Here is an 18,635-nt window from a genome sequence, read left to right on the forward strand (position 1 = left end):
TCATGGAGGCAGAGGTCGGAAGACGTCGTCGTCGGGCGCGCGGGGCCGAGGCGGCCCCACAACCAAGTCGTGACGTGAATTATCGCCAGCTTCGCAATCCATTCCCGCAGATGGAAGTGTTCCCGGCGGATCAGATCGCGGACATGCACGAAACAGCCCTGCGCACACTGGAAGAGCTGGGGGTGAAGGTCTTGTTGCCCGAGGCGCGTCGGATTTATGCGCAGGGTGGTGCGCGCGTGGATGAAGCCAGCGAGATGGTCTTTATCGGGCGGGATATGGTCGAGGCCGCAGTCGCCTCAGCCCCCAAATCCATTGCCTGTCGTGCGGGCGCGCGACGGCGGGATTTCACCTTGGAACTGGGCTCGCTGGTATTTCAGCCCGGGGCAGGGGCGCCGAACGCGACCGATCTGGAACGCGGGCGCAGAGCGGCGGGCGCTCAGGACTATCTGGAGTTTCTCAAGCTCACGCACCACTTTGATGTGTTTCAGATGATCTCACCCCAGGTCGAGCCGCAGGACGTGCCGACCAATGTGAGGCACTACTTTACGACGCAGGCGCAGATGGAGCTGACGGACAAGTTCCCGTTCTTCTTCTCACGCGGAACACCGCAGGTGATGGATAGTTTTGAGATGCTGTCCATCGCACGCGGCCTCAGCGACGATGATTTCCGGGCCAATCCGCATTGCTATACGATCATCAACACCAACAGCCCCAGAACCTTGGATATTCCGATGGCGCAGGGGCTAATTGACTTTGCGCGCCATGGGCAGATGTCGATCATCACGCCCTTTACCCTGATGGGGGCGATGGCTCCGATCACCGTTGCCGGAGCCATTACCCTGTCACACGCCGAGGCGCTGGCAGCTTTGACCCTGACACAATTGACGAACCCGGGTGCGCCAGTGTGCTATGGAACGTTTACCAGCAACGTGGATATGAAATCCGGTGCACCTGCGTTCGGGACCCCGTCGCATTTCCAGGCCTCACTGGCTGCCGGTCAATTGGCCCGTCATCTCGGACTACCTTGGCGATCAGCAGCCGGGTCTGCGGCCAACATCAACGACGTGCAGGCGGCCAATGAAAACCAGTTCGGGCTATGGGGTTGCTTGATGGCCGGGGCGACGGTGATCATTCACTCAGCCGGCTGGCTAGAAGGGGGGCTGACGGTATCCTTCGAGAAGATGATCTGTGACGCCGAAGTGTTGAACATGGTGGCCGAGCTGTGCGCCGGGGCGCAGGCCGGTGGGGCAGAGATTGGCTTTGACTCTGCCCTCCGCGAAGTAGAGCCCAGCGGTCATTTCTTTGCCACCAGCCAGACGATGGAGCGCTATAATACTGCGTTCTATGAACCTCACGTGCATGATTATGCCAATTTCGGCACCTGGACCGAGCGTGGCGCGATCGATGCCAATCACCGTGCAACGGGCGTGTGGAAAGACATCCTGGCAAATTTCAAGGCACCGTCGTCAGATTCGGATCGCATTGGCGCCATGAAAGAGTTTATCGCACGCCGCACGGAAGAGGGCGGAGCACCACCGGAGAGCTGAATGAATACCAAACCCATCCTCCACCGTGATGACCCAAAGGCCGAGCCGCTTGTCGGTAACGTCAAAGTAACGCGTGACGACTGGCTGAACGTGGCTATGGACGTGTTAATCTCGGACGGCGTGGATCAAATCAAGGTTCTGAACCTGGCCGAACGGATGGCCGTGTCGCGGTCATCTTTCTATTGGTATTTCAAATCTCGGCAGGAGCTGCTGGACGCATTGCTTGCACGCTGGCAGGCGATGAACACGGCGGCTCTGGTCGCGCAGGCCGAGGCGCCGGCCGAGACTATAACAGGCGCGGTCTGCAACGTGCATCGCTGCGTGGTGAACAATGATCTGTTCGACACCGCGCTCGATTTTGCCATTCGCGATTGGGCGCGCAAATCCGGCAAGGTGCGACGCGCACTGGACCAGTCCGATGCACGACGGCTTGAAGCGTTGTGCGCAATGTTCACGCGCTACGGCTATACCGAAGTTGAAGCCGAAACCCGCGCGCGTGTCCTGTACTATATGCAGATTGGTTACGACCTTGCGCAATTGAACGAACCCATCTCGGCACGGATCGCGATGGTTCCGCACTACCTCTATGTTTTCACCGGGGTCGAACCGCGCGACGAGGAAGTCGAAGAATTCAGCGCCTATTCTCGAGCCCATTGGGAAGGAGACCCCTCATGAGCCAACCAGATGCAATTATCATCGGCACCGGCGTGATTGGTGCGGCCATCGCGTTTGAGATGTCAAAGGTCGGATGGAAGACCCTGTCGCTGGACCGCAATTCACAGGTTGGACATGGCTCGACAGCTGGGTCCTGCGCCATCATCAGAATGCACTATTCGACCTTTGATGGTACTGCCTTCGCGTGGGAGGGTTATCACTATTGGCGCGATTGGGCCTCGTATCTCGGGCTGCCCGAGGATGCAAACCTGGCGCAATTCCGGCAAACCGGCTGCCTGGTGATGAAAACCGAAGCCAACGGATATCTGGAAAAACACAAAACCAACAGCACCGAATTGGATTGCCCGTTCGAAGAATGGACACCAAAGGACATAAAGCAGCATCTACCGATCTATTCGCTCGAAAGCTTCGCCCCGGCGAAGCGCATGGATGACCCCGAGTTTGGGCAACCAAACGGGGCGAAAGTTCAGGGTGCGGTATTCTGGCCAAAAGCGGGATATGTGACAGACCCGGCCTTGTCCGCGCAAAACCTGATGGACGCAGCCAAGCAGCACGGTGCAGTCGTGCGTACGGGGACCGAGGTGATTGAAATCCTCACCGAAGCTGGACGGGTTTCGGGTGTAAGGTTGGCATCGGGCGAAGAAATCCATGCGAAGGTAGTTGTGAATGTCGCGGGTCCTGGTTCGGCCATGATCAACAGCATGGCGGGTGTATTGGACGACATGACCATTGAAACCCGCCCTTTGAGGCAGGAAGTGGTTCATGTTCCCGCTCCCGACGGCTTTGATTTCGAAAACCAAGGCACGATCGTATCCGACAGCGATATTTCACTGTATTGTCGGCCTGAGCATGGCAATCACATTCTGATCGGATCGGAAGACCCGGAATGTGATCCACATCAGTGGTGCGAGGACGATCAGACTTACATCCACGATTTCACGGATCAGTGGACCACGCAGGCGATGCGATATGCACAACGGGTTCCAAGCCTTGGCATTCCATCCAAAACTCGCGGGGTTGTCGATCTCTATGATGCGTCAACCGACTGGATTCCGATTTATGACAAATCCAGTCTGCCAGGGTTCTACATGGCTTGCGGCACCAGTGGAAACCAGTACAAGAACGCCCCGATTGCGGGCAAGATGATGGCGGCCCTGATCGGCTATTGCGAAGGCGGGGCAGACCACGACGCAGAACCGCTGCAGTTCGAACTGCCCTATATCGGGCGCAGCATTGATGTCGGGTTCTACTCGCGTAAACGCCCGATCAATAACGAAAGCAGTTTCTCGGTGCTGGGCTAGACGACAGAGTGGAACGACCTAGATTTCCGATGAACCGGAAAGAGGGCCGTTCTTATGGCAGATCAATCCCCGCACGTTTTGATCCTAGGCAGTGCACCCTCGGCCATGGCGGCGCGTGATTGGCCGCGCGCGCCTTTCACGCATATCATTGCCATTAACAACGCGTGGCGTATCCGAAACGACTGGGACTACCTGATCCACCCCGAGGATTTTCCGCCTGAGAACCATCCTCACGAAATCACGGCCGACAAAATCGTAATCACAGCGAATGACTATGTGCCGCTGCAAAATCAATATGGCGGTTTTGTCTATGCCGGTGGGACGATGGCTTTCACCGCAGGCTATTGGGCGCTGGCCGCCCTGCGCCCAGCGACGCTGGCTTATTTTGGTTGTGACATGGTTTATCCAAAGATGGGTCAAACTCATTTCTATGGCACTGGTACTGCCGATCCGTTGCGAGACGACATCACGCTCCGTTCGCTTGAGGCCAAATCGGCGCGGCTTGCTCTTTTTGGCGCGGCCCAGGGATGCCGAGTTGCCCGGTTGTCGCGCGGGGATAGCCGGTTGGTGTTTCCACCAATCTCGCGGCGAGAACTATCCGCCGCGCCATTGCCAGATATCTCTGCGATGCGACCGGCGCTGAAGCGTGAAGCCGAGTTGGGGTACTTTGTCCCGTCCGGGCGTTATTGGGAGGTGGACCAACGATTTGACCCAGCTGAGATCGATTGGCTGGATCGATTGTGGCTTACGGCTTATCGATCCTCATGCCTTGATCAAGTTGCATGACTGGGCAGTGTTTTTAACACTTCATCCGCTTTCAGCCGCGCGGCACGGGCAGCTTCGATGCGGACCGGACCATAACCTCGGACCTCATCGGCGCAGGAAAGCAGCTCATACCAAATGGTCTCATTTTCAGTGGAGTAGGATGCCCGCAGTTGGTCCAGCAAACCCTCATACCATCTCAGCAAATCCCGATGTAAACGCGCTTCCGCGTGATATCCGAAGGGATTAAATACTGATCTTCGTAGCCCGCGCAGCAGTGTTAACCCGCGAAGTACCGGTCGTATCCACGGACCCAACGTGAACTTAAGCGGCCTTCCGCGTTCATCCTTGCGCCAACTCAGCATGGGCGGAGCGAAATGGTATTTGGTTTTGAAATTACCTTCGAATTGCCCCCGAAGTTCGTCTGCGAAGGCTGAGGACGTTTGCAGCCGAGCCACTTCAAACTCGTCCTTGTAAGCCATGAACTTGAACAGGCTGCGGGCGACGGATTTAACGAGCCGGTCGGATATCTCGGGCTTGGACCTGCGTATGTCTTCAATCTGTTGCTTATAGCGCTCAGCATATGCAGCGTCCTGATAGTCCGTCAGAAACGCCACGCGACGCGCGATCATCTGGTCCGGCGTCTCACCTGTGTCAGACGGGTGTGCCAACCCTTGTACCCTGCCGGGATCAGCTGCCAGGCACCGACCAATTGCGAACGCCAGCCGGTTTTTCTCAATCGCTACGCCATTCAGCAGGATGGCTTGGTTTACCGCAGTGTTCGACACCGGAACCAACGCCTTTTGCCACGCGTAGCCCAACATGATGACATTGGCAAAAACCGCATCACCCAACATCGCCTCGGCAATGGCGTTTGCATCTAGGCTGGACAGATTGTCAGCCCCAACCACATCGGCAATGGCCTGCTCCCGCGCATCCACCCGCAGTTGCGCATCGCGTCGCAGTACAAGATCACCTGTGGGCATCTCGGCGCGGTTCAGCACAACTTGTGTGCCATGTGTGTAATGGGCAGAGGCTTTGGGGGCCGAACTGACCACGATGTCGCAGCCAATCACAGCATCTGCTGCCCCCTGATCAATCCGTACCTGATTGAGCGCATCAGGTGCCGCGCCAAGACGAATGTAGCTCAGCACTGTTCCGAATTTCTGGGCAAAGCCGGTGAAATCCAAAACCGAGGCCCCTTTGCCTTCCAGATGTGCCGCCATAGTGATCAGGGCCCCGACCGTGACCACGCCCGTGCCACCGACGCCGGTTACCAGCAGATCGAAGGGTTTTGTCAAAGATGGAAGGGTGGGCGTTGGCAGACCAGCCTCGAGCGTATCGAGGTCCAGATCCATGCTGCGCTTGCGCCGGGCGGCACCTTCCACAGTCACGAAGCTTGGGCAGAACCCATTCAGGCATGAAAAATCCTTATTACAAGAACTCTGGTTGATCTTGCGTTTGCGTCCCAGCGGGGTTTCGCGCGGCTCAACGCTCAGGCAATTTGATGCCACTGAACAGTCGCCGCAGCCCTCACAGACCAGATCGTTGATCCAGGCAAATGTGGATGGGTCTTCCATAGTCCCACGCTTGCGGCGGCGACGCTTTTCGGTGGCGCAGGTCTGTTCATAGATCAGAACCGTGACGCCGGGAATGTCCCGCAATTCGCGTTGCAGCCCGTCCATCTCAGTCCGGTCATGAAACGTGGTTCCGGACGGGAATGCCGCACGGCGGAACTTGGTGATATCGTCCGAGACCAGCGCGATCCGCTCGACCCCTTCGGCGCGACAAGTCTGGACAATGCCCGCGACGCTGACGGGCCCGTCAACCGGTTGCCCTCCGGTCATTGCGACCGCATCATTGTACAGGATTTTGTAGGTGATGTTTGTCCCGGCGGCGACGGCCTGACGGATCGCGAGCGAGCCCGAATGGTACCACGTCCCCTCACCAAGGTTCTGGAAGATATGCTTGCCGCCATTGAATTGCGAAGCCACTACATGCGGCACACCTTCGCCCCCCATCTGCGCATAGCCGACCGTTTCGCGATCCATCCACGATGCCATGACGTGGCAGCCAATCCCACTGGCTGCGGTCGAGCCCTCTGGCACCTTGGTCGATGTGTTGTGAGGGCAGCCCGAGCAGAAATAAGGAGTCCGGGTCGCGCCAGAGACGCTGATCACAGGTGGAGGGGTCTCGGTCAGAGCCTGCGCTTTAGCGGGCAGGTTTTCTTCTGGAAAGAACGTGTTCAGCCGGGCGGCGACGATGGGAACAAGCATCAAGGGGCTGAGTTCCCCGGTCCACGGGATCAGCGGTTCGCCGTGGCTGTCATATTTCCCCACCATCTTGTGGGGTTTATCACCGGGCCAGTCATAGAAATATTCCTTGAACTGGCTTTCGATGATGCCGCGCTTTTCCTCGACGACCAGTACCTCAGCTTTGCCTTTCACAAAGCGCAACGCGTTGCGCCGCGCCAAAGGCCAGACCATCCCGACTTTATAGATGTCTATTCCCAAGCGACGGCAAGCTGCTTCATCCAGTTCCAGCAGGCGCAACGCCTCCATCAGGTCAAGATGCCCCTTACCCGTGGTGACAAAGCCGAACTTTGCATTGTCGATGTCATAGATGCGTCGATCGATGGGGTTCTCTTCCGCAAAGGCCCTCACAGCCCGCAGCTTGTGCTGAATGCGCGTTTCGATTTCGGGCGAGGGCAGGTCGGCAGTGCGCACATGCAAGCCGCGTTTCGGCAGGTCGATCTGCGGCAGGATAAAGCTGCGGTCAGGGTTCAGTTCGACCGACCGTGCGCTTTCGACTGTTTCGGAGATCGCTTTGAACCCGACCCATGTGCCTGAGAAACGAGACAGAGCAAACCCGTACTCGCCGAATTCCAGATATTCCTCGACCGAGGCCGGGTTCAACGTGGGCATAAACCAGGCCATGAAAGCCACATCCGATTGATGCGGCATCGAAGAGCTGACGCAGCCATGGTCATCACCGGCAACGACCAGCACACCGCCTTTCGGCGCAGATCCATAGGCATTGCCATGTTTCAAGGCATCGCCGGACCGATCGACACCAGGGCCCTTGCCGTACCACATGGAAAAGATGCCCTCGACCTCGCAATGCGGGTCCAGCGTGGCTTGCTGTGCACCTAAAACCGCTGTGGCGCCAAGGTCTTCGTTCACGGCGGGCATGAAGGTGATGTGATCCGTCTCCAGCCGGTCCTTTGCGCGCCACAGTTCCAGATCCAGCCCACCAAGCGGAGATCCACGATAGCCTGAGATAAATCCTGCCGTATTCAACCCCGCCTGATGGTCGCGCCGGGCTTGATCCATCATGATCCGTGCCAGTGCTTGCGTGCCGGTCAGAAAGACCCGGCCCTGGGTCAGCGCGTAGCGGTCTTCAAGTTGATAAGTGCGAGGTGCGGGGTCGTGATGGCTCATCGTCGTGGGTCCATGGGTTTTGCCTGTGGTTCCCGGTGATTTTAACCTCTAGCTGCTGGGTAACTGTTCCAGAGTGTGTGCGAATAAAGAGATTTGTGGTAGATAAATCCTAGATTTTTTAAGATTCTGGAGAAAACAACCAAGATGACTTCTCTTGATGATCGAGATCGCCGGATACTGACATTGCTGCAGAATGACAGCCGGATTTCAAATGCCGAGCTGGCGGATGCTGTGGGCATGTCATCCTCGGCCCTGTGGCGCAGGGTGCGGGCGCTGGAGGAGGCTGGGGTAATCGAGCGCTATGGCGCGTTGGTGAACCCACCGGCGATGGGTTTGACCTTTGAGGCAATCGTGCATGTGCATCTGACACGGCACGACCCGGATAAAATCGTTGATTTCATTCGAGCGGTCGAAATCAGCCCTGAGGTACAGGAATGTTACGCCACAACGGGGCAGGCTGATTATCACCTTCGGGTTTTGTGCCGGGACCTCTCGGCTTACAACACGTTTCTGGAAGAATTCCTGTTTCGGCTTCCCGCTGTTGCCAGCGCGCAGACCAATGTTGTCCTGCGCACGATCAAGCGGAACCGACCGGTCGTCCCCTGAAGCTCAGGTCGCGAATGCAACCCAAGCCCAAGCCATGCCAATATAGGTCAGGTTGTGAAACAACTGATCCAGACCTGCGGCGCGCCAGAAAGCGGCCTGATTGGGCTGTAACTTTTTGCGATCAGAATAGCTGGCCTTGGCAAAATCTATGTGGAAATGAACAATCCACTCCAGCGCGGCGATGATAAGTATGAACTCAATCGGAGCCCGAAAAAGCGCAAAAATCACAATCGAACCCACAACATGCACAGCCGCATGTTGCGCGCGTCCCATATGGAAATACGTGCCTCGCCCTGAAAGCATCTTGGGCGTTTGTAAATAATAATCGGCGAACATGTGTTTGATCTGAAGCAGGCAAAGCAACAAAAACACAGCGCCAAAACTGGCAGGCAAATGAATCCTCCCGATATCGTCCTGAATCAGAAGACTAGGGGGTAATGGCCTGACGCGCAAATGAACTTGTTCACACAACCCAAATTAGGCGCAATTCGGAATTTCATTTGCGTCCGAGGACACGATTGCGGTAAATTCGGACCGTTGTGTTCACGCCAAAATCAGTGACTTAAGCGGCGGATCGATAGTAGGGGCGGGTTCAATAGAACGAACGATCTTTCAGTTCATCTGGAAATATTCAAAACGCGATCAGTTGATTCTTCTGGCCGTGACAGCAACGCTGTTTCCATTGCTGTATCTGACGTTGGAACTGCCCAAGCGGATCATCAATGACGCGATCGGTGCAACCAGCCAGATTGTTAATGTTTGGGGGTACAGCCTTCAGCAGACCACATTTCTGATGATCCTATGCTTTGCATTTCTGGCTGCTGTGCTGGCGCACGGATTGATGAAAATGCGCATCAACACCATGAAGGGTGTTCTGAGCGAGCGAATGCTGCGCCGCTTTCGCTATCAGTTGATCAACCGGGCGCTGAGGTTTCCGCAACCTTATTTTGAACGGGTAAGCCAGGGCGAGATGGTTTCTATGATCACCGCCGAAAGCGAGCCGATGGGCGGTTTGATGGGAGATGCGATCAGCCAGCCGGTCCTGCAGGCCGGGCAGATGATCACGATCCTGTCCTTCCTGTTTCTGCAAAGCGTCTGGTTCGGATTGGCTGCGGTTGCGCTGATCCCGCTTCAGGCGTGGCTGATCCCCAAATTGCAGCGCCAGATCAATCTGCTGAATAAGAAACGCATTCAGGAAGTGCGCATATTGGCCGCCCAGATCGGCGAGAACGCGGCCGGAGCCTCAACCCTGCGCGCCAATGGTGGCTGGCGTTACCGGAGGGCAATGATCTCGCATCAATTGGGGCGGCTGTTCGGTATCCGGTTCGAGATCTACCAGAAAAAGTTCTTTATGAAGTTCATCAATAACTTCATATCACAGCTTACGCCGTTCATGTTCTATCTGGTTGGCGGCCTTCTGGTGTTGCAGGGATCGGTTTCGCTGGGTGCGCTTGTGGCTGCGCTGGCAGCGTACAAGGACCTGAGTTCACCCTGGAAAGAGCTGCTGACTTATTACAATCAGACGCAGGATATGTCTCTGCGGTGGGACGTAGTGGTTGATCGCTTCGCTCCGGATGGCATGGTTGATGAAAACCTCTTTGATGCGAAGCCAGAGGAACTCCCGCATCTGAATGGAGACATTGTACTGGATCAGGTATCTGTTCGTGACATGGATGGAAATCAGGTGCTAGACGACCTGGATTTGACGTTTCCGGCAGGCAAGACCATCGGTATCTCTGCGCCCAGCGAAGAAGACCGTCATGCCCTGACACAGTTGCTGACCCGGGAAATGCTGCCAACGTCTGGACGCATTGAGATTGGCGGGATCAACTTGACCGGTTTGCCGCAGACTGTCGTCGCAGCGCGCATTGGCTTGGCAACATCGCGTCCCGTTATGTTCCAGGGTACGCTGGGCCAAAACGTGATGATGCCGATGCGGTCTCATCCTTTATCCACATCTACCGAGGACCCGGATTTCCCGGAAACGCTGCGGGCTGGCAACAGCGCTGATCCGCTCCATGTCGAATGGCTGGATCCCAAAATGGCGGGATTTGAAGATAAAGCTATGCTGCGCGACTGGTGGCTGCAATTGATCGATGGAATGGGGTCAGGTGCAGCGCTGTTCCAACGTGGCGCCGAGCAGGTTTTTGATGCAAGCGAACACCCGGCGTTGGCGGCAAAGCTGGTTGAGCTGCGCCCATTGGTGCAAAAGGCAGTGCACGAGGCTGGGCTTGAGCAGCAGGCGCTGATTTTTGATCGATCCACGTATAACGCGGCCCTACCGGTTGCCGAAAACCTCTTGTTCGCCACCCCTTGTGTGCCGGTTACTCAGGAATTGCTAGCACAGCAGACCGTGTTTCTGCAGCAGTTGCGCGAGTTGAGGCTGGACGAAACACTGATCAGCCTGACGCGCGACGTGATCGAATTGCTGCGCCAGATCTTCGGCCTGGATGGCACGGATCACCCGCTGTTTCGTAAACTAGGGCTTGAGGCTCAGACCTATGAGGCTGCGGTTGAACTGGTCGAGCAAACCCGCAAAGAGGGTGGCAATGGCCTAGATGACGAACAATTGGCCAGCTTGTTGTCGGTGCCGTTTGTAATCTCTGCTGAACAGATCGGTCCGGCCTTCTCTGACGAGCTGAAGAACCGCATTCTTGAGTTACGCCACAGCCATTCCGACAAGTTGCTGGAACCGTTGCACGACGTTTTTGTGCCATTGGATGAGGGTGCAATTGCACCCGGTCTGACCGTTATGGAAAACGCGTTGTTCGGCAAAGTCAGCCAGATCGGTGGCGCACGAACTGATGAAGCACGCAAACTGATCGTTGACGTTCTGGCCGAAAACGGGGCACGCCCAATGGTGGTCGAGCTGATCTACGATGTGCCTGTCTCGCTGGGTGGTCAAAACCTTCCGGCCGTATTTGCCGAACCGCTGGCCTTTACCCGCGCCGCAATCAAAAAGCCGGATATTCTGATCCTAGAAACGGCACTGGCCAGCTATGATATGAAGACCCAAGTAGCGGTTTATAAAAATCTCCGAGATCTTTTGCCTGAAACTACGGTAATCTACCTCAATGACACGTTCGAAAACCCAGACGTATTCGACATGTATGTTGAGATCCGTCAAGGCCGCGTCGTGACCGGGGAAGGCCCGGTTGACGTTGAAGGTGACGGCGCTGCGTCCGCTGATCTGGTGCGCAAATTGCGTGCGTTGGAGCAAACGCCATTGTTTTCTGGTCTGGACCGTCGCCAGCTCCGCCTGCTGGCCTTTGGGGCGCGCTGGTTTGAGGCGAAGGCAGGCCAAGTGATCTTCTTGAAAGATGACCAACCGACAGATGGCGCCTATGTTGTCCTTGAGGGCGAAGCGGGGCTTTACTTGCCGCGATCGGGCGAGGCTGACCAATTGATTATCACTGTTGGTCCAGGTGCATTGGTCGGGGAACTAGGGCTGATCCGCAAAGAGCCCCGGGCGCTGAGCATGGTTGCCGAAACCGACCTGTCCTGTCTTCGCATCGGTGAAGAAGAGTTCCTCGCCGTTGTTGAGAATGACGCAGCCACAGCTTTCAAACTGATGCAGGTGATCGCAGGCTACGTCTCGAACTGATCATTTTTCTTTCGGCAGGTTGTCAGCTTTCGGTCGCAGGTGCGCCGCCCTGAAATGCGTTTCCGTTTACGTAATCACAGGGCGCTTCCTGCATCTGCAGGTGTAAGCCGTCACCGGTGTAAGGATGAGCGCGCGCAAGATCTTCATCTACTTCGATACCGAGGCCGGACCCTTCCGGAGGTGTAACGAACCCATGTTCAACGCGGATACTTCCCATGATCAAATGATCATGAAACGGCGTCTCGATGCTCTCGAGAAGCAGCAGGTTCGGGATTGAGGCTGCCAAATGGATGTTGGCTGCCCATTCGATTGGCCCCGCATACAGATGGGGTGCCATCTGCGCGTTGAAAACCTCGGCCATGGCAGCAACTTTTTTCATTTCCCAGATGCCACCAGCGCGGCCAAGCGCGGGTTGCAAGATTTCTGCCGCCCCCGCGCGCAAGACAGCAGCAAATTCTGCTTTGGTTGTCATCCGTTCGCCCGTTGCAACGGGGATGCGGACGTTGCGGGCCACGCGGGCCATATCCTCGATCATGTCCGGGGGGGTGGGTTCTTCGAACCAAAGGGGCGAATAAGGTTCCAGCGCTTGGCCCAGACGAATGGCTCCGGCCGTGTTGAACTGCCCGTGGGTTCCGAACAGCAGGTCCGCCTTGTCCCCAACCGCCTCGCGAATAGCTTTGCAAAATGCAACTGACAGCGAGATGTCGGACATCGCTGGCATGTGCCCGCCGCGGATCGTGTAGGGACCAGCCGGATCAAATTTTACCGCCGTATAGCCGCGCCGGACCATTTCTGCTGCGCATTCTCCGGCCTGTTCCGGTGCGGTCCAGAAGTCGGTCAGGTTATGCTGAGGAAGTGGATATAGATAGGTATAAGCCCGGATGCGGTCGTTCATTCGCCCACCCAGCAACGCGTAGACCGGGCGGTCCCGATCTTTCCCGAGGATATCCCAGCAGGCGATCTCAAGCCCTGAAAACGCGCCCATAACAGTCAGATCAGGACGCTGGGTAAAACCGCTGGAATAGGCGCGGCGGAACATCAGCTCGATATTTTCAGGGTTTTCACCCTGCATGTGTCGTTCAAATACATCGCGTATGACATGCGCCATGACATCCGGGCCAACCGAGGACGCATAGCATTCGCCCCAGCCGACAACGCCTGTATCGGTGATAACCTTGACCAAAATCCAATACCGCCCGCCCCAGCCCGGGGCAGGTGGGGCTGTGATGATAACGTCGAGATCTTGCAGTTTCATCGGACGCTCCTTTGATGGGACTCAGCTTTGATCGAACAGGATCACGTTGCGTTTGGCGGCTCCGGTTTTGGTATTCTCAATCGCTTCGTTGATCTGCGACAAGCTCCAACGGCCCGAGATCAGCTCGTCCAATTTCAACCGCCCCTGCTCATAAAGATCGATCATCCAAGGGATATCCCGCTGAATCACTACATCTCCCATTTTCGAGCCAACCATCCCTTGGCCAAGTGCTGCCAGCACTACGGGCTCATAGGTCGACATATCGCCGGAATGGGGCATCCCGATCATGATCGCCTTGCCGCCCAAACCCAGATAGCGGGGGGCTTGGTCATAGGCCGGAATCGCACCAACGGTGATCAGAACCGCATCCGCTCCGCGTCCTCCAAGCGCTTCGAACGCTGCCTTCCAAGGCTCTTTCTGGCTGGCCAGAACGCCATGGGTTGCGCCAAACTCCATCGCGATGTCCAGCTTGTCTTCGGTCATGTCGACGGCCACGATACGGCGCGCTCCGGCTATGCGAGCCCCCTGAATCGCATTAAGCCCGACACCACCTGCGCCGATTACAACGACATCCTGACCCGGACGCAGTTGGGCTGCGTTGACGGCGGCACCAACCCCGGTGATCACACCGCACGACAGCAAGCTGGCAATGTCTTTGGGCAGCGTTTCAGGGATGCGGACAATCTGGCGATGGCTCACCACGACTTTCTCGGCAAAGGCCCCGCAGGCCATCGCTTGCGTGAGTGCACCACCATCAACCGTCCTCAATGGGCCATTGACCGTGTCATAGGGTGTTTCACAAATGGTGGGCATGCCACCAGCGCATGATGGGCAAGAACCACAGGCGCGGATCAACGTAACGACAACCGGATCACCAACTTTGAAATCCCCGGCAGCATCACCAACCGCGGAAACAACCCCGGCCGCTTCATGCCCATAAACCGCGGGCAGATGCCCGCCCCATGCCCCATTCGCGAACGAGATATCCGAGTGGCAGATTGCCACCGCGTCCAGCGTGACTTCGACCTCGCCCGTGGCGGGCGGCGCGATCAGGATGTCTTCGATGACCAGAGGTTCGCCGAACGCCCGGCATACGGCTGCTTTGATGGTTTGCATGTCTGTCCCCGCTCCCTATTGGGATCACGGTGGCCCGTAGCAATCTGATCTGCAAGGTGGTTTCCGTCACAGATATGTCGTTGTTGGGCCAAGGCGGGGCAGACGCTACAAAAACGCCGCCAGTTACGTGACGTTAATGATCCCGGTGGCTAGTGTAATTGCTGTCACATCCGCTCAGAGAGTATGTGCAGCAGGCCGGCCAAATGCTCGGGATGTGAAAAAAAGGGGGAATGAGAGCTATCGATCGTAACGCTCATATCGGGTGCAGCGCAGCTTGCCATCTCGGCCTGATATTCGGTTGGAACGGTGCGGTCGTCTGTGGTCCTGACATAACCCTTGGGAACACGTGCAAAGTTTTCACCGGTCGCAAGTGGGGTGGCCTGTGGCGCAATCGCTTGCGGGCAAAGGCGGCCAAATGCATAGGCGACAACTTCGCGCGGGCAGTCGTGATAGAACAGATCATGCACCCGATCCGGCACGACTGTGTACGACATCCCGTCGCCAGATTTTTCAACTGCGTCGCCGATCAATTGGCGCGGGGCACGTTTACGCATCTCAACCATCGAAAACCCGGATTGGGGAACATAGGCGCATAGATATATCAGACCGCGCATCGCGTTCGGATCGGCCTCGGCCGCCGCGCTGACAGGGTAACCTCCCCACGAATGCCCAACAATGATCGTGTTCGGGGTCGAAGCTTTCAGCACCGCATCCCGGCAGGATGCAAGAGTTACGTCCCGGATGGGGGTCGGGTCCGAGCCGTGGCTTGGCATATCAATCGCACGTGCAGTATGCCCGAAGGTGGTCAGTTCGGGGATCAGGTCCCGCCAGCACCAGGCGCCGTGGCATGACCCATGGACTAGTAAGAAGTCTGCCAACGCATTACTCCTTCAGATGTGACCGATCTCGGTCAGGAAATCGCCAAGAAGCTTGGCATATTCCTGAGGTTGCTCGACGCAGGGCAGGTGGCCTGCTTTTCGGATCACGGCAAATTTTGAGCCCGGGATCAGATCAATTGTTTCACGCACCAAATCGGGCGGGGTTGAGCCATCCTCGCTGCCCGCGATGCCAAGCGTCGGCAAGCGCAGGCCGCTGGTTGGGGTGTAGAAATCGGCGCCCGAAATGGCGGCACAACAGCCCAGAAAGCCCTCGGCAGGTTGCCGAACCATCATGTTGCGCCACAGAGCCATCTCGGGGCTTGAGTGAAACGACTTTGAGAACCAACGCTCCATCGTGGCGTCTGCCAAAGCTTCGATCCCACCTGCGCGAATGGCGTCCATCCGTTCATGCCAGATCTTCGGTGTCCCAATTTTGGCTGCGGTATTCGACAGGACCAGAGCACGGATTTGATCCATGCGCTTTACGGCCAGACCCTGCGCAATCATGCCGCCGACTGACAGGCCGACGAAGACGCAATCCTTGACCTCAAGATAGTCCAAAAGTTGCTCAGCATCGCGCACCAGATTTCCCATGGAATAGGGCGCATCGGGCGCGGAAGACAGACCATGCCCGCGTTTGTCATAGCGGATGATGCGCAAGCCTTTAGGCAATAGCGGTAAAATCGAATCCCACAAACGCATATCCGTGCCCAACGAGTTGGCGAACACGATGGGCGCGCCGGTGGCATCTCCGTCTATGCGGTAGTGTATCCTCACATCTTTGAGGTCAGCGATTTGCACGTGCAGGGTTCCCGTCAATTCAGGCTGTCGGTCTTAATTGACCACATAAGGATTGTGCACCGGTCGTAACAGTTTGTCAGGTAAGGAATTCCAACGCCCGAGCGAAAACCTGCGGGTCCACATTCCCGCCCGAGGCAACAACGATTACCGCATTCCCTTCGATCTGATCCTTGCGAAACAGAGCCGACGCCAGCGAGACAGCTCCGCCCGGTTCCAGCACGATTTTCAGGCGCAGAAAGGCCAGGGCCATCGCGTGCAAGGCTTCCTGTTCCGATACTGACAGGCCGGGGCCGCAAAGTCTCTGCAGGATCGGAAATGTGATATCCCCCGGCTGCGGTGTCAGGATTGCGTCGCAAATATTGCCGGAGGTTGCGTCGTTGGCCTGGATGCTGCCAGACGCCAAAGAGCGCTTCACGTCATCGAACCCTTCAGGCTCACATGGCCGAGCGCGCAACCCGGGCGCGTGACGTTCCAAAGCCAGCGAGATGCCGGAAGTCAATCCTCCGCCGCCGCAACAAACCAAAACATCTGCATTGGTAACGTCCAGTACCCGCGCTTGTCGCGCCAACTCCAAGCCTGTTGTTCCTTGGCCCGCGATCACCTGCGGCTCATCATAAGGCCGGATCAGCGTCAATCCGCGTTCGGCGGCCAATGCCTCACCAATGTCCTCGCGGCTTTCATTGGCGCGGTCATAGAGGACGACCTCGCCCCCCAGCGCGCGCGTGTTTTCAATTTTCAGCGTCGGTGCATCTGAGGGCATGACAATGACGGAAGATATCCCGTGTTGTGTTGCTGCATAGGCAACGCCCTGTGCGTGATTGCCGGAGGAGAAGGCGATGACACCTCTGTCTCGCGCCGTGTCATCCAGCGCTGAGATTGCGGACCAAGCACCGCGAAACTTGAAGCTGCCGGTGTGTTGCAGGCATTCGGGTTTCACGAGCACACGGCGTCCAGCGAGCTCATCCACAAACGGCGAAGACAAAAGCGGCGTCTCACGCACGTGACCTTTTAGCCGTTCGGCGGCGGCTTCGATCATGTCTATGTTGCTCATGTGGCGTCCAGTATTTGGCGGATCAGATCAAGGGATTGCGGTTCGTTCAGAAACGGAACATGACCACGATCGGGCACCTGGGTCGAGATCAATTTGGGGTGACGCGCGTGCATTTCTTGTACGGTTGCAGGGCTCAGCAGGTCTGAATTTACGCCTCGGATAACGCCGGTTGGGATATCTTGCAAAGCCTCGAACAAGGGCCAGAGATCTGGCGCGGGCGTGATCGCCGCCTGCTCGATCAGTGCTTGTCTCAGGGCGGGATCATAGCGCAGGTCTAACCCGGAGTCGGTCTGGATGTACTGGTATTCAACCTGCTGTCTCCAGATGTCCAGCGGGATGCCGGGGAATTGCGACCCCATCATCGCCCGAAGCGCTTGCGCCGCTTCGTCGTAGGTTTTTGAGGTCGGGCGATTGCCGACATAATCCATGATCTTGGTGATGCCACCAAGTTCGATCACGGGCCCAACGTCATTCAGGATTACTCCGGCCAAGCGATCTGGATGGCTTAGGGCCAACGCCATGGCGATCAGCCCCCCGCGCGAGGTGCCGAGCAAAGTCACCTTGTCCAATCCCAGATGATCCAGCAACTCGACCGCATCCTGCCCCTCGCGCAGGATGTTGTAGTTCATGTAGTCTGCATCACAATCGGATTGTCCGCGCCCGCGATAGTCCATCGAAATCATGCGAAGGTCGGTCACATGTGGCGCAAGAAACGAAAAGTCTCGGCTATTGCGGGTCAAACCCGCCAAACAAAGCAGCGGTTGGCCTGAACCTGTGTCCTCGTAATAAAGGCGCTTGTCGTCTGAGGTCGTGAAATACGCCATCAAAGCCCTGCCAGTTTCGGGATGGTGGTCAAGTCAGGCAGAACATGTGCCGGTTTCCACGGTAGGCGATCCATTGGCTCACCTGCGCGATTCACCCAGGCGGTGACAAATCCGTATCCGCTTGCCCCGGCGGCGTCCCAGCCGTTTGAGCTGACGAACAGCACTTCGTCGCGCGCGCAGCCGAACCGGTTCTGCACAAGGTCATAGACGCTGGCATGGGGTTTGAAGACACCCACGCTTTCAACCGATAGCACGTCATCAAGCACATCGCCGATTCCCGCGGACTGTACCGCGCCTTCCAGCATCGGAGGGGATCCGTTAGACAATATGGCCGTCTTCATGCCACCCTCTTTCAGCGCTTTCAGCATCTCAGGGACCTCAGGATAGGCCTGCAATTCCCAATAGAGATCCAACAGGCGCTGTCGCAGTGGGGCATCCCCCTGCAAACCAACCGCTTCCAGCGCCCAATCCAGCCCGTCTTGGGTGACATCCCAGAAATCGCAATGCGCATCTGCCACTGCCCGCAGCCAGGTGTATTGCAGTTGCTTCAGGCGCCAGTGTCCGGCCAATGCAGGCCATTTGTCCGCCAACGCATGGAACTCTGGCTCTGCTGCGGCCTGCCGCGCGGCGGCGGCCACGTCAAACAAAGTGCCGTATGCGTCGAATACACATGTGGTGATAGCCATCCAATCCTCCCCTGATCAGGCGCAGGTAAACACAACCGTCCGAGGGGTTAAAGAGGGCAGGGTTTACAATGCTGTGCAAGCCACTAGGC

General features: G+C 57.1%; 15 protein-coding genes. 6 read left to right on the forward strand and 9 right to left on the reverse strand.

Features of this window, described 5'->3' with window-relative positions:
- The first annotated feature begins 2 nt into the window (after nucleotides 1–2).
- From ACR0NN_RS07765 to ACR0NN_RS07780, 4 genes are read left to right on the forward strand one after another with little or no spacing between them, the layout of a single operon-like run.
- The gene (locus ACR0NN_RS07765) at nucleotides 3–1,547 is read left to right on the forward strand and encodes a trimethylamine methyltransferase family protein (RefSeq protein WP_480684364.1); all 1,545 of its coding nucleotides are present in this window, start codon (nucleotides 3–5) and stop codon (nucleotides 1,545–1,547) included.
- A complete protein-coding gene (locus tag ACR0NN_RS07770) occupies nucleotides 1,548–2,222 on the forward strand; it encodes a TetR/AcrR family transcriptional regulator (protein WP_170686092.1) in 675 nt (224 codons plus the stop codon).
- Entirely contained in the window at nucleotides 2,219–3,523 is a 1,305-nt protein-coding gene (locus ACR0NN_RS07775; RefSeq protein ID WP_170721493.1) for an FAD-dependent oxidoreductase, read from the forward strand. Before ACR0NN_RS07770 ends, ACR0NN_RS07775 begins: the two co-directional genes overlap by 4 nt.
- A 54-nt stretch (nucleotides 3,524–3,577) precedes the next feature.
- Complete coding sequence (locus tag ACR0NN_RS07780; protein WP_170721491.1) at nucleotides 3,578–4,309, forward strand: hypothetical protein; 732 nt, start codon at nucleotides 3,578–3,580, stop codon at nucleotides 4,307–4,309.
- On the opposite strand, the gene ACR0NN_RS07785 is transcribed toward ACR0NN_RS07780, so the two are convergent.
- The gene (locus ACR0NN_RS07785) at nucleotides 4,297–7,725 is read right to left on the reverse strand and encodes an indolepyruvate ferredoxin oxidoreductase family protein (RefSeq protein ID WP_480684366.1); all 3,429 of its coding nucleotides are present in this window, start codon (nucleotides 7,723–7,725) and stop codon (nucleotides 4,297–4,299) included. The two genes, ACR0NN_RS07780 and ACR0NN_RS07785, sit on opposite strands and share 13 nt — an antisense overlap.
- Before the next feature lie 144 nt (nucleotides 7,726–7,869).
- On the opposite strand from ACR0NN_RS07785, the gene ACR0NN_RS07790 reads away from it, so the two are divergent.
- Nucleotides 7,870–8,331: an Lrp/AsnC family transcriptional regulator gene (locus tag ACR0NN_RS07790; RefSeq protein ID WP_170721484.1), complete on the forward strand. Its 462-nt coding sequence runs from the start codon at nucleotides 7,870–7,872 to the stop codon at nucleotides 8,329–8,331.
- Nucleotides 8,332–8,334: 3 nt separating this feature from the next.
- Here ACR0NN_RS07790 and ACR0NN_RS07795 read toward each other — a convergent pair whose 3' ends face one another.
- The gene (locus tag ACR0NN_RS07795) at nucleotides 8,335–8,724 is read right to left on the reverse strand and encodes a DUF3307 domain-containing protein (RefSeq protein ID WP_170721481.1); all 390 of its coding nucleotides are present in this window, start codon (nucleotides 8,722–8,724) and stop codon (nucleotides 8,335–8,337) included.
- Between the two features lie 214 nt (nucleotides 8,725–8,938).
- Here ACR0NN_RS07795 and ACR0NN_RS07800 point away from each other — a divergent pair, with 214 nt between their 5' ends.
- Entirely contained in the window at nucleotides 8,939–11,935 is a 2,997-nt protein-coding gene (locus ACR0NN_RS07800) for a cyclic nucleotide-binding domain-containing protein (protein ID WP_170721841.1), read from the forward strand.
- Between the two features lie 22 nt (nucleotides 11,936–11,957).
- Here the strand turns inward: ACR0NN_RS07800 and ACR0NN_RS07805 are convergent, their stop codons facing one another.
- The 7 genes from ACR0NN_RS07805 to ACR0NN_RS07835 all read right to left on the reverse strand — a co-directional run bounded on the left by ACR0NN_RS07805 (nucleotide 11,958) and on the right by ACR0NN_RS07835 (nucleotide 18,546).
- The gene (locus tag ACR0NN_RS07805; protein ID WP_170721478.1) at nucleotides 11,958–13,190 is read right to left on the reverse strand and encodes a mandelate racemase/muconate lactonizing enzyme family protein; all 1,233 of its coding nucleotides are present in this window, start codon (nucleotides 13,188–13,190) and stop codon (nucleotides 11,958–11,960) included.
- Nucleotides 13,191–13,211: 21 nt separating this feature from the next.
- Complete coding sequence (locus ACR0NN_RS07810; protein ID WP_170721476.1) at nucleotides 13,212–14,306, reverse strand: Zn-dependent alcohol dehydrogenase; 1,095 nt, start codon at nucleotides 14,304–14,306, stop codon at nucleotides 13,212–13,214.
- Between the two features lie 164 nt (nucleotides 14,307–14,470).
- Nucleotides 14,471–15,184 carry an alpha/beta fold hydrolase gene (locus ACR0NN_RS07815; RefSeq protein WP_170686084.1) on the reverse strand — a complete coding sequence of 238 codons (714 nt, stop codon included), beginning with the start codon at nucleotides 15,182–15,184 and terminating at the stop codon, nucleotides 14,471–14,473.
- A gap of 12 nt (nucleotides 15,185–15,196) precedes the next feature.
- Entirely contained in the window at nucleotides 15,197–15,985 is a 789-nt protein-coding gene (gene pcaD, locus ACR0NN_RS07820; protein ID WP_480684369.1) for a 3-oxoadipate enol-lactonase, read from the reverse strand.
- Between the two features lie 76 nt (nucleotides 15,986–16,061).
- A complete protein-coding gene (locus ACR0NN_RS07825) occupies nucleotides 16,062–17,036 on the reverse strand; it encodes a threonine/serine dehydratase family protein (RefSeq protein WP_170721470.1) in 975 nt (324 codons plus the stop codon).
- Nucleotides 17,033–17,860 (reverse strand): alpha/beta fold hydrolase, encoded by an 828-nt coding sequence (locus tag ACR0NN_RS07830; protein WP_170721467.1) that lies wholly within the window; start codon nucleotides 17,858–17,860, stop codon nucleotides 17,033–17,035. Before ACR0NN_RS07830 ends, ACR0NN_RS07825 begins: the two co-directional genes overlap by 4 nt.
- Entirely contained in the window at nucleotides 17,860–18,546 is a 687-nt protein-coding gene (locus ACR0NN_RS07835; protein ID WP_170721464.1) for a haloacid dehalogenase type II, read from the reverse strand. Before ACR0NN_RS07835 ends, ACR0NN_RS07830 begins: the two co-directional genes overlap by 1 nt.
- Nucleotides 18,547–18,635: the final 89 nt, after the last annotated feature.

Source organism: Ruegeria sp. BA2, assembly GCF_056539605.1.

What these genes read in the sequence shown, in the direction of transcription:
- ACR0NN_RS07765 (WP_480684364.1), top strand. Translation starts at nt 3, where the DNA reads ATGGAGGCAGAGGTCGGAAGACGTCGTCGTCGGGCGCGCGGGGCCGAG.
- ACR0NN_RS07770 (WP_170686092.1), top strand. Translation starts at nt 1,548, where the DNA reads ATGAATACCAAACCCATCCTCCACCGTGATGACCCAAAGGCCGAGCCG.
- ACR0NN_RS07775 (WP_170721493.1), top strand. Translation starts at nt 2,219, where the DNA reads ATGAGCCAACCAGATGCAATTATCATCGGCACCGGCGTGATTGGTGCG.
- ACR0NN_RS07780 (WP_170721491.1), top strand. Translation starts at nt 3,578, where the DNA reads ATGGCAGATCAATCCCCGCACGTTTTGATCCTAGGCAGTGCACCCTCG.
- ACR0NN_RS07785 (WP_480684366.1), bottom strand. Translation starts at nt 7,725, where the DNA reads ATGAGCCATCACGACCCCGCACCTCGCACTTATCAACTTGAAGACCGC.
- ACR0NN_RS07790 (WP_170721484.1), top strand. Translation starts at nt 7,870, where the DNA reads ATGACTTCTCTTGATGATCGAGATCGCCGGATACTGACATTGCTGCAG.
- ACR0NN_RS07805 (WP_170721478.1), bottom strand. Translation starts at nt 13,190, where the DNA reads ATGAAACTGCAAGATCTCGACGTTATCATCACAGCCCCACCTGCCCCG.
- ACR0NN_RS07810 (WP_170721476.1), bottom strand. Translation starts at nt 14,306, where the DNA reads ATGCAAACCATCAAAGCAGCCGTATGCCGGGCGTTCGGCGAACCTCTG.
- ACR0NN_RS07825 (WP_170721470.1), bottom strand. Translation starts at nt 17,036, where the DNA reads ATGAGCAACATAGACATGATCGAAGCCGCCGCCGAACGGCTAAAAGGT.
- ACR0NN_RS07830 (WP_170721467.1), bottom strand. Translation starts at nt 17,860, where the DNA reads ATGGCGTATTTCACGACCTCAGACGACAAGCGCCTTTATTACGAGGAC.
- ACR0NN_RS07835 (WP_170721464.1), bottom strand. Translation starts at nt 18,546, where the DNA reads ATGGCTATCACCACATGTGTATTCGACGCATACGGCACTTTGTTTGAC.